This is a genomic window from Pseudomonas sp. p106 (assembly GCF_003936645.1).
Classification (GTDB): domain Bacteria; phylum Pseudomonadota; class Gammaproteobacteria; order Pseudomonadales; family Pseudomonadaceae; genus Aquipseudomonas; species Aquipseudomonas putida_E.
The window spans coordinates 204671-219375 of record NZ_RHQR01000005.1; the positions used below are offsets into that span (position 1 = coordinate 204671).

13 protein-coding genes are annotated in these 14705 nt (G+C 62.7%); 5 read left to right on the plus strand and 8 right to left on the minus strand.

What is annotated here, in order from left to right; translation table 11 throughout:
- Positions 1-30: 30 nt before the first annotated feature.
- From EGJ09_RS08865 to EGJ09_RS08875, 3 genes are read right to left on the minus strand one after another with little or no spacing between them, the layout of a single operon-like run.
- Positions 31-621, minus strand: coding sequence for a YggT family protein (locus tag EGJ09_RS08865; protein WP_046787040.1), 591 nt, complete (start codon positions 619-621; stop codon positions 31-33).
- 10 nt (positions 622-631) lie between these two features.
- Positions 632-1450 (minus strand): pyrroline-5-carboxylate reductase, encoded by an 819-nt coding sequence (gene proC, locus EGJ09_RS08870; protein WP_125923639.1) that lies wholly within the window; start codon positions 1448-1450, stop codon positions 632-634.
- A 38-nt stretch (positions 1451-1488) separates the two neighbouring features.
- Complete coding sequence (locus EGJ09_RS08875; protein WP_125923640.1) at positions 1489-2175, minus strand: YggS family pyridoxal phosphate-dependent enzyme; 687 nt, start codon at positions 2173-2175, stop codon at positions 1489-1491.
- Between the two features lie 65 nt (positions 2176-2240).
- Between EGJ09_RS08875 and EGJ09_RS08880 the strand changes: the two genes are divergently transcribed.
- The gene (locus EGJ09_RS08880) at positions 2241-3239 is read left to right on the plus strand and encodes a type IV pilus twitching motility protein PilT (RefSeq protein WP_125923641.1); all 999 of its coding nucleotides are present in this window, start codon (positions 2241-2243) and stop codon (positions 3237-3239) included.
- Positions 3240-3275: 36 nt separating this feature from the next.
- Here EGJ09_RS08880 and EGJ09_RS08885 read toward each other — a convergent pair whose 3' ends face one another.
- The gene (locus EGJ09_RS08885; protein WP_046787044.1) at positions 3276-3893 is read right to left on the minus strand and encodes a C40 family peptidase; all 618 of its coding nucleotides are present in this window, start codon (positions 3891-3893) and stop codon (positions 3276-3278) included.
- A gap of 176 nt (positions 3894-4069) precedes the next feature.
- Between EGJ09_RS08885 and EGJ09_RS08890 the strand changes: the two genes are divergently transcribed.
- A complete protein-coding gene (locus tag EGJ09_RS08890; protein WP_039602507.1) occupies positions 4070-4489 on the plus strand; it encodes a TM2 domain-containing protein in 420 nt (139 codons plus the stop codon).
- Positions 4490-4533: 44 nt separating this feature from the next.
- Here EGJ09_RS08890 and EGJ09_RS08895 read toward each other — a convergent pair whose 3' ends face one another.
- From EGJ09_RS08895 to EGJ09_RS08905, 3 genes are all read right to left on the minus strand, one after another.
- Entirely contained in the window at positions 4534-5232 is a 699-nt protein-coding gene (locus EGJ09_RS08895) for an SPOR domain-containing protein (protein WP_046787045.1), read from the minus strand.
- 1 nt (position 5233) lies between these two features.
- Positions 5234-6970, minus strand: a complete 1737-nt coding sequence (argS, locus tag EGJ09_RS08900; RefSeq protein ID WP_115273369.1) for an arginine--tRNA ligase — start codon at positions 6968-6970, stop codon at positions 5234-5236.
- Positions 6971-7147: 177 nt separating this feature from the next.
- The gene (locus EGJ09_RS08905; protein WP_119688130.1) at positions 7148-9367 is read right to left on the minus strand and encodes a primosomal protein N'; all 2220 of its coding nucleotides are present in this window, start codon (positions 9365-9367) and stop codon (positions 7148-7150) included.
- Between the two features lie 167 nt (positions 9368-9534).
- Between EGJ09_RS08905 and rpmE the strand changes: the two genes are divergently transcribed.
- The 3 genes from rpmE to EGJ09_RS08920 all read left to right on the plus strand — a co-directional run bounded on the left by rpmE (position 9535) and on the right by EGJ09_RS08920 (position 12022).
- Entirely contained in the window at positions 9535-9750 is a 216-nt protein-coding gene (rpmE, locus tag EGJ09_RS08910) for a 50S ribosomal protein L31 (RefSeq protein WP_012312321.1), read from the plus strand.
- Between the two features lie 2 nt (positions 9751-9752).
- Positions 9753-10574, plus strand: coding sequence for a thermonuclease family protein (locus tag EGJ09_RS08915; RefSeq protein ID WP_046787048.1), 822 nt, complete (start codon positions 9753-9755; stop codon positions 10572-10574).
- A gap of 179 nt (positions 10575-10753) precedes the next feature.
- Complete coding sequence (locus EGJ09_RS08920) at positions 10754-12022, plus strand: malic enzyme-like NAD(P)-binding protein (protein ID WP_039603148.1); 1269 nt, start codon at positions 10754-10756, stop codon at positions 12020-12022.
- Positions 12023-12093: 71 nt separating this feature from the next.
- Here EGJ09_RS08920 and EGJ09_RS08925 read toward each other — a convergent pair whose 3' ends face one another.
- Complete coding sequence (locus EGJ09_RS08925; RefSeq protein WP_371928072.1) at positions 12094-14544, minus strand: penicillin-binding protein 1A; 2451 nt, start codon at positions 14542-14544, stop codon at positions 12094-12096.
- Positions 14545-14705 lie beyond the last annotated feature (161 nt).

The window sequence follows — 14705 nt, forward strand, 5'->3', positions numbered from 1 at the left end:
GCAAAGGCTTGCCGCCGGGAGCAACAGGGCTCAGATCATCCGCCACAGTTCCTGTGGCATGCCGGCATAGGCTGCCAGCGGTGGCATGACAAACGATTGCAGCACCTGGATCGCGATGAAGGCGAAGATCGGCGAAATGTCCATGCCGCCCAGGCTGGGCACGATACGGCGGAACGGCGCCAGCACGGGTTCGCTGATCTGGTAGGCCAGCTCGGCCGCAGGATTGTGGCTGTTCGGCGCGACCCAGGACACGATCACCATGACGATCATCGCGACCCAGAAAATCTTCAGGAACAGCGAGGTGATGCCGATGATCGCCCACATCAGCAGGTGCAGCACATCACCGAAGGTGCCGTAGGTCACCATCAGCACAAAGCCCATCAGCAGAGCCTGGATCACCACCGCCAGCAGCAGAGACGAGGTATCGAGGCCGCCGACGCTTGGGATGATGCGACGGATCGGTTTGAGCAGCGGTTGCGTGGCGCGCACCGCGAACTGGCACAGCGGGTTGTAGAAGTTGGCTTTTACCAGCTGCAGCACGAAGCGCAGCAGGACGATCACCAGGTACAGGCTGACCAGGGTTTGCACCACGAAGATCGCGGCGCCCGACAATGCATTCATCTAATACTCCTTATTTGCCCAATTGCTCGGCCAGCTCGGCAGAACGCTTCGCCGCGGCTGCCAGTGCCTGCTCGACGATGGCTTCGAAACCGTTGCTCTGGAACGACTTGATTGCGGCCTCTGTGGTGCCGGCTGGCGAAGTGACCCGGCGACGCAGCTCCGCGGCGTCAACGTCACTGGCCACCGCCATGTGCGCGGCACCCAGTGCGGTCTGCAGGGTCAGCTGGGTAGCGGTTTCGCGTGGCAGGCCAAGCTTCTCGCCGGCGGCAGTCATGGCTTCGATCAGCAGGAAGAAATAGGCCGGTCCGCTGCCCGAGACAGCTGTCACGGCATCGAGCTGGTGTTCATGCTCAAGCCACAAGGCGGTGCCCACGGCCGATAGCAGCTGCTCGGCCTGCTGGTGCTGTGTGCTGGTCACTTCGGCGGTGGCATACAGCCCGCTTACGCCTTGGCGCAACAGGGCCGGCGTGTTGGGCATGCAACGCACTACCGGGCGGGCGCCGAGCCAGGCCTGCAGGCTGGCGCAGGTGATGCCGGCGGCAATCGAAACGATCAGCTGGCCATCCTGCAGGTTCGGCTGCAGGGCCTCGCAGACGGTTTTCATCACCTGCGGTTTGACTGCCAGGACGATCACGTCGGCTCCGGCGATGGCCTGTGCGTTGTCTTCGAATACCTCGATACCGTGCTCGGCCTGGACCCGGGTGCGGGTCTCGGCGCCTGGATCGCTGGCGCGGATCTGCGTGGCGTCCAGGCCCTGGGCGCGCAGGCCGCCGATCAGGCTGGCAGCCATGTTGCCGGCGCCGATGAAGGCAATACGTGTCTTGCTCATGTCAGGTCCTTGAGGGAAAGAGTGAGTAAAGCATGGAATCAGGCGGGGCCGTAGCTGCGGGCGCCGAACAGGGCGGTGCCGATACGCACCCAGGTCGCACCCTGCGCGATCGCGGCTTCCAGGTCGTGGCTCATGCCCATGGACAGGGTGTCCAAGCCAAGATTCAGGCCCTCCTGCAGCTGGCGCAGGCTAGCGAAGGCGGCTTCTTGCTCGGCGCGGTCCTCGCTGGGTTCGGGGATCGCCATCAGCCCGCGCAGGCGCAGGTTGGGCAGTGCGGCCACGGCATTGGCCAGTGCCGGCAGGTCCTCGGGGGCGCACCCCGATTTGCTGTCCTCGCCGCTGACATTCACCTGCAGGCAGATATTCAGAGGCGGCAGGCCTGGGGGGCGTTGTTCAGACAGGCGTTGGGCGATCTTCAGGCGGTCCACGGAGTGTACCCAGTCGAAATGTTCGGCAATTGCTTTGGTCTTGTTCGACTGAATGGGGCCGATGAAGTGCCAGATCAAGGGCAAGTCCCGCAGGTCCTCCTGCTTGGCCAGGGCTTCCTGCAGGTAGTTTTCACCGACATCGCATACACCTGCGGCATGCAGCTCGCGGATGGCACTGGCCGGTTTGGTCTTGCTGACGGCCAGCAACTGAAGGCTGGCCGGGTCGCGTCCAGCGGCCTTGGCTGCGCTATCGATACGGGCGGCAAGGGCGCAAAGGTTGTGTGCTATGGTGGACATGGATCGATGCCGTTGGCTCAGGAGTCAGCGGCATTCTACCTGCTTGATGGCTGTTGGGGAGTCTCATGGACGTGACTGACCTGTTGGCCCGGGCTGGCGATGCAGGGGCGAGTGACCTGCACCTGGCCGCGGGCGAGATACCGATGCTGCGCGTGGATGGTGAGCTGCGGCGCATGGCGCTACCGAACTTGACGCCAGCGGCGTTGACCGATGCCCTGGCGCCGCTGCTCGATGAGTGCCGGCGCCAGCAGTGGGCGCAAGGTGATGAGCAGGACCTGGCACTGGAGCTGCCCTCGCTCGGGCGCTTTCGCCTGAACCTGTTCCGCCAGTTGAATGGCCCGGCGGCCTCCTTTCGCTTGATCCCAAAGCGGATTGCGACGCTCGACGAGCTTGACCTGGAAGATGTGTTTCGGTCTGTTGCACAGTGGACTGACGGCCTGATTCTGCTCGGCGGGCCTACCGGCAGTGGAAAATCCAGCACCTTGGCGACGCTGATCGATCAGCTGAACCGGCAGCGGTCCTTGCACATCATCACCCTCGAGGACCCTGTCGAAGTTATCCACAACAGCCAGCGAAGCCTGATCAATCAGCGAGAAATCGGTCGGCATTGCCGCGACTTTTCCCAAGGGCTGCGCAGCGCGCTGCGTCAGGACCCGGATGTGATCGTCATAGGCGAATTGCGCGACCTGGAGACGATTCGCCTGGCGTTGCGGGCTGCGGAGACCGGGCACCTGGTGCTGGCAACGGTGCATACGCGCTCGGCTGCTGGCAGTGTCGACCGGCTGGTGGAGGTGTTTGCCGCCGAGGAGAAACCGCTGGTGCGAGCGATGTTGGCGGAGTCGCTGCGTATGGTTGTGGCGCAGGTGCTGGTCAAGTGTGTGCGGGGTGGGCGGGTGGCTGCCCGGGAGGTGCTGGTGGGAACGCCTGCGGTACGTAACCTGATCCGCGAGGGGCGTATGGCGCAATTGAATTCGGTGATGCAGGCGGGTGCTGCGCAGGGCATGCGGACGATGGAGGGGGCGTTGCAGCGATTGAAGACCCAAGGGTTGATCGGGGCCGTGTAGCAGTGGCCCCAGCAATCCATCGGTTGCCTTGCCAGGTCAGCGCTTGGCCAGGGCCAACTGCTGCGGCGCCTTCGGCAACACCCGCTTGGCCACGACATAGTGCTTCTGCCAGTAAGGCTTGCTCAGGTTGTCGATGCTTACCCGCTTGCCGCGGCGCGGTGCATGGATGAAGCGATCGTTGCCCAGGTAGATGGCTACGTGGTTGACGCGGCGGCTCTTGATGTTGAAGAAGATCAGGTCGCCAGGCTTGAGATCGCTTTTGGCCACCTTCACGCCGTGGCCCTTTGCCATGGCATTGGAGGTGCGCGGCAAGTCGACATCAGCCACGTCATTGAAGGCGTACTTGACCAGCCCGCTGCAGTCGAAGCCTTTTTTAGGGCTGCTGCCGCCCCAAACATAAGGGGTGCCGAGCACATTCACGGCGCGGCTGAGCACGTCGCTGCTCTGTTTCGGCGACATGGCAGCCACTGGCACCTGGCCAGCGTTGTTGGCGCGTGCACGCAAGGCGGTGTGCTTGCTGGGCACGTGTTTCACCGTGGCATTGGTGGTATAGCCGGTGAAACCGTTGGGAAGACGTTGCTCACGGTTGGTGGCGTGGGCGGCCAGGGGCAATAATAGGCAGAGGGTCAGCCATGTCTTGAACAAAGGCGGCATAGATGAAGCTCTTGTGAAGTTTTGGTATTGGTTTTGGTATTGGCGCGCAACTTTATAACAGCTTTTTGATCAATTTCTGATCCGTTTGTCGATTGTCATGCTGCCGTACGTCGGCCTGCGACGCAAAAGTCACATTTTTTTTTAGAAAATTTTCGGCTAACCCATGGGGGCTATGAATGAACAGTTATGAACAAGGGGCGCCGTTCCACGACACCCATAGCAAGGTCATCGGCTATCTGTTGTGGATTTTCGGCTTCACGGGCTCGCATCGTTTCTACTACGGCAAGCCGATCACCGGAACAATCTGGTTCTTCACCCTGGGCCTGCTTGGCATAGGCTGGCTGATCGACCTGTTCCTGATCCCGTCGATGGACCGCGAGGCTGACTTGCGTTTTCAGTCTGGGCGCATCGACTACAACATTGCCTGGGTACTGCTGACCTTCCTCGGCATCTTTGGCGTGCATCGCCTGTACCAGGGCAAGTGGATCACCGCGATCATCTACTTCTTCACCGGTGGCCTGTTCCTGGTGGGTGTGCTGTATGACTTCTGGACGCTGAACAGCCAGGTTTCCCAAGCCAACGCTGAACGCCGTTGAGCACAAAAAAGGCCTTGTCACGCTGAGCGACAAGGCCTTTTTCGTTACTGGCGGGTCTGGCGCTGCTGCAGTAGCAGGTTACTGAACCCCGCTCCGGCCAGTTGCTTCTGCGCACCGGTCAACTGCTCACGGTTGCTGTATGGGCCGACCAGCACGCGGTACCAGGTTTCATCCTTGACCGTGCCCGACTCCACCTTCACCGTCTGGCCCAACAGGATGATCTGCGCCCGCACCTTGTCGGCGTCGGCCTGTTTGCGGAACGAGCCGGCCTGAAGGAAGTACTGCGTGGTGGCCGCAGGTTTGATCACTGGCGGAGCCGGGGGTGGCGTCTGGCCCAACAGTGCAGCCTGGGCGCGCGCGGTATCGATTTTCGCCGCTTCGGCAGGTGTGACCGGTGTGACCGGCTGGGCTGGGACAGGCGGCGTCTTCTCAGGCACGGCTTCTGGCGGCACGATCACTTCCGACTCGGGCAGCAGGGTGTAGAAGTCATACTTGGGCTTTACCGGCTGCTGCGTAGCGGCCGCGGTTGATTTGCCCGCCTCGGCAACTTTCTCGGGCTTCTGCTGCTCGGGCTTGGCGCGCTTGATATCGCCACCGCCAGGCTCGAGCTTCATCAGGAAGACGATGAAGGCGCCGACCGTCAGGCCGACTGCCAGCCATATCCAGCCGGGGATCGGCTGTTTGGCCGGTGCCTGGGTGCGGCTTGCACCGCGCTTGGGAGCTGGTTTTTTCTTGGCAGCCAACTTACATGCGCTCCAGGGTTTCCAGGCCGAGCAGTTCCAGACCTTGCTTCAGGGTGCGACCCGTCAGGGCTGCCAGGCGCAGGCGGCTCTGCTGTTGCTCGGGGGTTTCGGCGGCGAGGATCGGGCAATTCTCGTAGAAGCTGGAGAACAGGCCGGCCAGGTCGTACAGGTAGGTGCACAACACATGCGGGGTGCCCTTGTCCGCGACGTTGTTGAGGATCTCGCCGAATTGCGCCAGGCGTGCAGCCAGGTCCTGCTCGTGTGCAGCCTGCAGGACGATGCGGCCTTCCACCTCGTCAAAGCCCTTGCCCAGCTTGCGGAACACGCCGGCCACGCGGGTGTAGGCGTACAGCAGGTAGGGCGCGGTGTTGCCTTCGAAGTTGAGCATCAGCTCAAAGTTGAAGCTGTAGTCGCTGGTGCGGTGCTTGGACAGGTCTGCGTATTTCACCGCGCCGATACCGACCACTTCACCGATGTGGCGCAATTCGTCCTCGGCCAGGCTCGGGTTTTTCTCCTTGACCAGTGCGTAGGCACGTTCCTTGGCCTCGGTGAGCAGGTCGATCAGCTTCACGGTGCCGCCGTCACGGGTCTTGAACGGGCGGCCATCGGCGCCGTTCATGGTGCCGAAGCCCATGTGTTCCATTTGCATCGGGTGGCCGACGAAACCGGCGCGGCGCGCCACTTCGAACACCTGGTTGAAGTGCAGTGCCTGGCGCTGGTCGACGAAGTACAGCGCGCGGTCGGCCTTGAGCACATTGCTGCGGTAGCGCACGGCAGCCAGGTCGGTGGTGGCGTACAGGTAGCCGCCGTCGGCCTTCTGCACGATCACGGGCAGCGGCTCGCCTTCGCTGTTCTTGAACTCTTCGAGGAACACGCACTGGGCGCCTTGGTCCTCGACCAGCAGGCCTTTGGCCTTGAGGTCGGCAACCACGTTGGCGAGGTCGGCGTTATAGGCGCTTTCGCCCATCACGTCGGCCATGGTCAGTTTGACGTTGAGCAGCTCGTAGGTTTTCTGGCAGTGCGACAGCGAAATGTCCTTGAAGCGCGTCCACAGCGCCATGCACTCAGGGTCGCCGGCCTGCAGCTTGACCACCAGGCCGCGAGCGCGGGTGGCGAATTCTTCGGACTCGTCGAAGCGCTTCTTGGCGGCGCGGTAGAAGTTCTCCAGGTCGGACAGCTCGTCGCTGGTGATCGGGTTTTCTTCCAGATAGGCCAGCAGCATGCCGAACTGAGTACCCCAGTCGCCCACGTGGTTCTGGCGGATGACCTGGTCACCCAGGAACTCCAGCACGCGGGCGACGCTGTCGCCGATGATGGTGGAGCGCAGGTGGCCGACGTGCATCTCTTTGGCCAGGTTCGGTGCCGACATGTCGATCACCACCTTCTGCGCTGGGCCAGCCTTGCGCGCACCCAGGTGCGCATCGGCAAGGGCGGCGTCCAGGCGGTTGGCCAGGGCGTCGGTGTTCTGGAAGAAGTTCAGAAAGCCTGGGCCTGCGATCTCGACCTTGCTGATGTCGGCACTGGCCGGCAGGGCTGCAATCAGCTTTTCGGCGAGGTCGCGCGGCTTCATGCCAGCCGGCTTGGCCAGCATCATTGCGATGTTGCTGGCGAAGTCGCCGTGGGTCTTGTCCCGGGCGTTTTCCACCTGGATCGCCGGCGACAGCCCTTCAGGCAGCACACCGTCGGTGACGAGTTGGGTGAGGGCTTGCTGGATCAGCTGGCGAATGGTGTCTTTCATGGGGATCTCTTTTCGACCGCTAGCGCGGTGGAGCGCCTGGGTGCGCAGGTGGAAAAACTGGGCATTATCCGTTGCTGGGGCCGGGTTGCCAACCTTTGAGCTGCAAGCTTCAAGCTGCAAGAACAAACGCCATCGCCCGGCCTGCTCTTGCTCTTGCTCTTGCTTGCAGCTTACAGCTCAATATAGGTCGACCGGGTCGACATCCAGCGACCAGCGTACTTGCCGCCCGCCTGGAAGCTGCTCCAACACTAGCAACCAGGCACTGATCAGTCGATGCAGCGGTGCCCGGGTTTCGGCCTGTATCAGCAATTGCGCACGGAAGCGCCCGGCCTTGCGCTCCATCGGAGCAGGCACCGGGCCCAACAGTTCAATGCCGGGCAAGCGCTGCTCGGTCACCAGGCGCTGCGCGGCGCTGCAGGCTTCGTCGAGAAAACCTTCGGCCTGCCCTGGCTTGTGCGCTTCGGCGCGCAGCAGGGCAAGGTGGGAATACGGTGGCAGGCCAGCGGCGCGGCGCTCGTCCAGCGCCTGTTCGGCAAAGGCGAAGTAGCCTTGCTCGGTCAACTGCACCAGCAGCGGGTGGTCGGCCAGGTGCGTCTGGATGACCACTTTGCCGGGTTCCTCGGCACGCCCCGCGCGCCCGGCGACCTGCACGATGAGCTGGGCCATGCGCTCGGTGGCGCGGAAGTCGCCGGAGAACAACCCGCCATCAGCATCGAGAATCGCGACCAAGGTCACCCGCGGAAAGTGATGCCCCTTGGCCAGCATCTGCGTCCCGACCAGGATGCTCGGCTGGCCGCGCTGAATGGTGCTGAACAAATTGTGCATCGCGTCTTTGCGCGCCGTGCTGTCGCGGTCGACCCGCAGGATCGGGTAATCGGGGAACAGTACCTTCAGACGTTCCTCGGCGCGCTCGGTGCCTGCACCTACCGGGCGCAAGTCGACATGGTCGCACTTGGGGCACTGGTGCGGCAGGCGTTCGTCGTACCCGCAATGGTGGCAGCGCAGTACGCCGGCGCGCTGATGCACGGTCATGCGGGCATCGCAGCGCGGGCATTCGCTGAGCCAGCCGCAGTCGTGGCATAGCAGCGTCGGGGCGAAACCGCGGCGGTTGAGGAAAACCAGCACCTGCTGGCCTGCTTCCAGTGTCTGGCGGATGGCCTGTTGCAGCGGGCCGCTGATGCCGCTGTCCAGCGGCAGGCTTTTCACATCCAGGCGTAACATGCGTGGCGGGCGCGCGCCTCCTGCGCGCTGGTTCATGCGCAGCAGGCGGTAGCGGCCGGTCAGGGCATTGTGCAGGGTTTCCAGCGAAGGGGTGGCCGAGCCGAGCAGGATCGGGATGTTCTCCTGGTGAGCGCGCACCATCGCCAGGTCGCGGGCGTGGTAGCGCAGGCCTTCCTGCTGCTTATAAGAGCCGTCATGTTCTTCGTCGATGATGATCAGGCCCGGGTTCTTCATGGGAGTGAACAGCGCCGAGCGCGTGCCGATGATGATATCCGCCTCGCCATCTCGCGCCGCCAGCCAGGCGTCGAGGCGTTCGCGGTCATTGACGGCCGAATGCACCAAGGCGATGCGTGCGTTGAAACGCTGTTCGAAACGCGCCAGGGTTTGCGGGCCGAGGTTGATTTCCGGGATCAGCACCAGCGCCTGCTTGCCGGCTTCCAGGGTTTCGCGGATCAGTTGCAGGTAGACCTCGGTCTTGCCGCTGCCGGTAACGCCGGCCAGGAGGAACGCATTGAAGCTGCCAAAGCCATCGCGCACGGCCTCGAAGGCCACTCGCTGTTCTTCGTTGAGCGGCAGTTCCGGCTGGGCCAGCCAGTGCTCATGGCGTTGATCCGGCAGGTGGCGGCGTACTTCGAGCTGAACCAAGTCCTTGGCCAGTAACAGGTCAAGGCTGTCCTTGTTAAGGTTGAGCTTGCTCAGCAGGCTGTGCGCAACGCCGTGCGGGTGTTGCGCCAGCGTTCTGAGGGCGTCCCGCTGGCGCGGTGCGCGGGCGATGCGCGGGTCTTCCAGGCGGGCACCTGGGGCCACGTGCCAGAAGCGCTCCTGGCGCATCTCGGCCGGCTCGCCCTGGCGCAGCAAGGTGGGCAAGGCCCAGCTCAGGGTGTCGCCGAGGCTGTGCTGGTAGTACTGGGCCGTCCACAGGCACAGCTTGAACAGCGGCGCCGGCACCGGTGAAACCGGGTCGAGCAGGGCGCTGGCCGGTTTGAGCTTGTCGGCAGGGACCTCGCTGTGGTCGCAGACCTCCACCAGCACGCCGATCATCTCGCGGCGGCCGAACGGCACCCGGATGCGCATTCCCGGGGTGAGTGCCTGGCGCGCCATGCTCGCCGGCGCCCTGTAGTCGAACAGGCGACGCAGGGGGGAGGGCAGGGCAAGGCGCAGGATGACGTCGGACACGCGTAAGGTCTCGCAGGGCGTTTCGAAGACTGGCGAGCCTATCAGACGACAGTCGGTGCAAGCGACAACTTGCGTCGACGCGGCGCTCTGGTATTATTCCCCGCCTAATTACGTGCGGTATTCAACAATTGGTGTTGGGTGGCGGCACGCAGCTCGAGGAAGTGACCATGAAAGCTGATATTCATCCGAACTACGAAGCAGTTGCTGTGACCTGCAGCTGCGGCAACAAATTCGAAACCCGTTCGACCCTGGGCAGCACCCTGGCGATCGACGTTTGCAACCTGTGCCACCCGTTCTACACCGGTAAGCAGAAAGTGCTGGACACCGGTGGTCGCGTTCAGCGCTTCGCCGATCGCTTCGGTATGTTCGGTACCAAGAAGTAATCATGCGCATGGCGAATCCTTCGGGCTTCGCGTTGTTGCTGAAAAAGGCGCCCCTTGTGGGCGCCTTTTTTGTGGGCGCGCTCTGGCAAGTGCCGGCCCTGGCGTTTTGCCCATTGCCGGACAGGCCGCAGATCGTGGCGGTGCGTCAGGTGGTCGATGGCGATACCCTGCGCCTTACCGATGGTCGCAGCGTGCGCATGATTGGCATCAACGCCCCGGAGATAGGGCGCAAGGGGCGCACCAGCGAACCTTTTGCCGAGGCCGCCAAGCGGCGTTTGCAAGCCTTGGTCAAAGCCAGCGACGGCCGTGTCGGCTTGGTGCTCGGCGTCGAGCCCAAGGACAAGTACGGCCGCACGCTGGCACACGTTTACGCCCGCAGTGGCGACAATCTTGAAGCCCGATTGCTTGGCGAAGGGCTTGGCTATCGCGTCGCGGTTGCGCCCAATGTGCGTTTGGTGGCGTGCCAGCGAGTGGCCGAGCAATCGGCGCGCAAGGCAGGCGCTGGCCTTTGGCGCCCTTCACCGGTACTTCGCGCCAGCCAGGTTCGCCAGTCGGGCTTCGCGGTGATCGGCGGCAGCATCCGGAATATTGCACGCAATCGCGGTGGAGTCTGGCTGGAACTTGAAACTGACGTGGTGCTGCAAGTTCCCGCTCGTCTGCAACGCAACTTCCCCGTCGGCTTCTTCGATAACCTCAAAGGACGCCAGGTCGAGGCGCGGGGTTGGGTGCTGGATCGTTCCCGCAAGGGTGGGCTCAAGCCGGGGCAGCGACGCTGGGTGTTGCCAATCACCGATCCGAGCATGCTGGAACGCATTTCAAGCTGAAAAGATGTAGACATTTCGCTATTGGATTGTACACACTGTTGTTCGAATGCCCCCGTGTGTTATAGCGTAAAGTCGTAGGCTAAAGGCCTTGACACAAGTGACCGACCAGTCTTGTGGCTCCCCGGCTCTTTGCGTATCCTCGGCGGTCCGTCAGAACAGTAAATAGCGGAATGCCCACCATGTCAGACCTGAAAACCGCCGCTCTCGAATACCACGCTCAACCTCGTCCGGGGAAACTGAGCGTCGAGCTCTCCAAGCCCACCGCCACCGCCCGCGATCTCGCCCTGGCCTACAGCCCAGGTGTTGCAGAACCGGTGCGTGAAATCGGCCGTGATCCTGAGCTGGCCTACAAATACACTGGCAAGGGCAACCTTGTTGCAGTTATTTCCGATGGCACCGCCATCCTCGGTCTGGGTGACCTTGGCCCACTGGCTTCCAAGCCGGTCATGGAAGGCAAGGGCGTTCTGTTCAAGCGTTTCGCCGGTATCGACGTGTTCGATATCGAAGTCGAGTCGGAAAGCCCGCAAGCTTTCATCGACACCGTTCGCCGCATCTCGATCACCTTCGGTGGCATCAACCTCGAAGACATCAAGGCACCCGAGTGCTTCGAAATCGAGCGCACCCTGATCGAGCAGTGCGATATTCCGGTGTTCCACGATGACCAGCACGGCACCGCTATCGTTACCGCTGCCGGCATGATCAACGCCCTGGAAATCGCGGGCAAGAAGCTCGAAGACGCCAAGATCGTCTGCCTGGGTGCCGGCGCTGCCGCCATCTCTTGCATGAAGCTGCTGGTCAGCATGGGCGCCAAGGTCGAAAACATCTTCATGATCGACCGTAGCGGCGTGATCCACGCTGGCCGTGACGACCTGAACCAGTACAAGGCCCAGTTCGCTCACGCTACCGACAAGCGCACCCTGGCTGATGCCCTGGACGGTGCCGATGTGTTCGTTGGCCTGTCCGGCCCGAACCTGCTGAGCGCGGAAGGCCTGAAATCGATGGCTGCCAACCCGATCGTGTTCGCCTGCTCGAACCCGGACCCGGAGATCTCGCCAGAGCTGGCTCATGCCACCCGCAACGACGTGATCATGGCTACCGGTCGTTCCGACTACCCGAACCAGGTCAACAACGTGCTGGGCTTCCCGTTCATCTTCCGTGGTGCCCTGGACGTTCGCGCCAAGCGTATCAACGAAGAAATGAAGATCGCCGCCGCTATCGCCCTGAAGGACCTGGCCAAGCTGCCGGTGCCTAAGGAAGTTTGCGAAGCCTATGGCGTTGAAGGCCTGGAATTCGGCCGTGAGTACATCATTCCGAAGCCGCTGGACGCACGCCTGATCACCGTCGTTTCCGATGCCGTAGCCAAGGCTGCCATCGAATCCGGCGTGGCTACCCTGCCATATCCGAAGCACTACCCGCTCAACAGCGTTGACGAAGTATTCAACGGCTGAAGCAGGGTGCAAAAAAAAAACCGGCTCATATGAGCCGGTTTTTTTTTGGGTTCAAGCTGCAAGCTGTCGGCTCAGAACAAATCCATGGGCGCCGCTTCATCGGCCGGCAGCGGGCTGCCCGGCGCTGCACCGTTGCCCAGTTCATCCACCGATGGTGGCGAATCTTCAGCCTTGAACAGTTCGAAATACGCGTTAGGCGTGCTCGGGGAGGCCGCACGGCCGCTGACCGGGTCGACACGCAGGCTGAGGATGCCTTCCGGTTCTGCAGGCGGGTGGTTGGGCTTGTCCTTCAGGGCCGCGCCCATGAAGCTCATCCAGATCGGCAGGGCAGCCGTCCCGCCGTATTCGCGGCGACCCAGGGTTTCCGGCTGGTCGAAACCGACCCAGACGGTAGTGACGTAATCGGCGTTGTAGCCGGAGAACCAGGCATCCTTGGACTCGTTGGTGGTGCCGGTCTTGCCCGCCAGGTCCGTACGACCCAGGGCCAGGGCGCGGCGCCCGGTCCCGCGTTTGATCACGTCCTGCAGCATGCTGGTGAGGATATAGGTGGTACGGCCATCGATGATCTGCTCGGCGGTTACCGGCACTTGTGGAGCAGGGGCGGGCGGGCTGGCAGCCGACGGCGCCTCACCAGGCAGCGACGCCGTGCTGATCGGCTGCTCTGGTGCCGCCAGGCCTGCGTCGTCCTCGGCGCCCTGCGGCACGCGCGCAGGGTTGGCGGTGAACAGTGTCTCGCCGTTGCGGCTCTCGATGCGCTCGATCAGGTACGGGTTGATCTTGTAACCGCCGTTGGCGAAGGTGCTCCAGCCAGTGGCGATTTCCATGGGCGTGAGTGTCGCGGTGCCCAATGCCAGCGACAGGTTGGGCGGCAGATCCTGCTTGTTGAAGCCGAACTTGGTGATGTAGTCGATGGTGCGGCCTACGCCCATGGCCTGCAGCAAGCGGATCGATACCAGGTTGCGCGACTTGTACAGCGCTTCGCGCATGCGAATCGGGCCGAGGAAGGTGTTGGTGTCATTCTTGGGTCGCCATTCCTTGTCCAGGTATTCGTCGACGAACACGATCGGAGCGTCGTTGACCAGGCTGGCGGCCGTATAGCCGCTGTCCAGCGCCGCGCTATAGATGAACGGTTTGAAGCTTGAGCCGGGCTGGCGCTTGGCCTGCATGGCGCGGTTGTAGTTGCTCTGCTCGAACGAGAAACCGCCAACCAGCGCACGGATGGCGCCGTTGTAAGGGTCCAGCGTGATCAGCGCGCTCTGCGCTGCCGGTACCTGGCTGAACTTGAGTTTGCCGTCGTCCAGCCGCTGCACGCGCACCAGGTCGCCAACCTGGGCCACGTCTGCCGGCGATTGTGGCGCCCGGCCCTGCGCATTGCTATTGATGAACGGGCGTGCCCATTTCATGGTGTCCCATGCGACATCTTCTTCCTTGCCGCCGCGGGTCAGTACTTTCAGGCCGCTTTTTTCAACCTGGGTAACGATGGCCGGCTCCAGCCCGCCCAAGGTGCGCTGCTTGTTCAATTCCTGCAGCCAGGCAGCCTGGCCTTTGCCCGGGAAGCGCGATTCAGGGCCGCGGTAGCCGTGGCGCTCATCATAATCGGACAGGCCACCGTGAACGGCCTTGTTGGCGATTTCCTGCATGTCGCTCGGCACTGTGGTGGTGACGCGGAAACCCTCGGTATACGCATCGCTGCCATAGCGGCCAACCATTTCGGCACGGGCCATCTCGGCGATGTAAGGCGCGTTAACCTCCGGCGCCGATACGTGGTAGCTGGCGTTGAGCGGTTCGGCCAGGGCGGCCTGGTAGCTCGCCTCGTCAATCTTGCCGAGCTTGTACATGCGGCCCAGGATCCAGTCGCGACGCTCTTTTGCACGCACCGGGTTGGCCAGAGGGTTGAAGCGCGACGGTGCCTTGGGCAGGCCGGCGATCATCGCCATCTGCGCCAGGCTCACGTCACGGATCGACTTGCCATAGTAAACCTGTGCGGCAGCGTCGATGCCGTAGGCGCGGTTGCCCAGGTAGATCTTGTTCACGTACAGCTCGAGGATCTCGTCCTTGGTCAGTTCGCGCTCGATCTGCAGGGCCAGGAGAATCTCGTTGGTCTTGCGCGAGAAGCTGCGCTCGCTGGTGAGGAAGAAGTTCTTCGCCACCTGCATGGTGATTGTGCTGCCGCCGGTCTGTATATGACCGGTTTTCACCAGTTGGGTCGCGGCGCGCATCAGGCTGGCCGGGTCAACGCCGTAGTGATTGAGGAAATTGTCGTCCTCGGCTGACAGAAGCGCCTGAATGAATTGCGGGGGAATGTCCGCGAAACGGATGGGCGAGCGGCGCATTTCGCCAAACTCGGCGATCAGCTTGCCGTCGCTGCTGTACACCCTCAGGGGGATCTGCAACTGGATGCTTCTGAGCGAATCGACCGACGGCAGGTTGGGACTAAGATACAGAAACGCACCGCTCACACCGAGTACGAGCGCGCAGATGACTGCGACGAAAGACCACCAGAAGAACTTCAGCAGACGTATCAAGGCTTTTGGGTGTCCAGGTTGAGGGGTGAATTGCGCACGGAGCCGGCGGACGAAAAAACGCTGGGCATTATAAGCATTTTTCGCCTCGCCGGGTGACCGGCCGGGCGGCCCGCTGCACCTTCCGGCCATCAAGCCTTGGTGCTGGCGCGGGTTTCAGG

Bases quoted from the DNA above. Each gene is read 5' to 3' on its own strand.
- EGJ09_RS08865 (WP_046787040.1), bottom strand. From the start codon at position 621: ATGAATGCATTGTCGGGCGCCGCGATCTTCGTGGTGCAAACCCTGGTC.
- EGJ09_RS08915 (WP_046787048.1), top strand. From the start codon at position 9,753: ATGCGCATGGCGAATCCTTCGGGCTTCGCGTTGTTGCTGAAAAAGGCG.
- proC (WP_125923639.1), bottom strand. From the start codon at position 1,450: ATGAGCAAGACACGTATTGCCTTCATCGGCGCCGGCAACATGGCTGCC.
- argS (WP_115273369.1), bottom strand. From the start codon at position 6,970: ATGAAAGACACCATTCGCCAGCTGATCCAGCAAGCCCTCACCCAACTC.
- EGJ09_RS08890 (WP_039602507.1), top strand. From the start codon at position 4,070: ATGAACAGTTATGAACAAGGGGCGCCGTTCCACGACACCCATAGCAAG.
- EGJ09_RS08885 (WP_046787044.1), bottom strand. From the start codon at position 3,893: ATGCCGCCTTTGTTCAAGACATGGCTGACCCTCTGCCTATTATTGCCC.
- rpmE (WP_012312321.1), top strand. From the start codon at position 9,535: ATGAAAGCTGATATTCATCCGAACTACGAAGCAGTTGCTGTGACCTGC.
- EGJ09_RS08875 (WP_125923640.1), bottom strand. From the start codon at position 2,175: ATGTCCACCATAGCACACAACCTTTGCGCCCTTGCCGCCCGTATCGAT.
- EGJ09_RS08880 (WP_125923641.1), top strand. From the start codon at position 2,241: ATGGACGTGACTGACCTGTTGGCCCGGGCTGGCGATGCAGGGGCGAGT.
- EGJ09_RS08920 (WP_039603148.1), top strand. From the start codon at position 10,754: ATGTCAGACCTGAAAACCGCCGCTCTCGAATACCACGCTCAACCTCGT.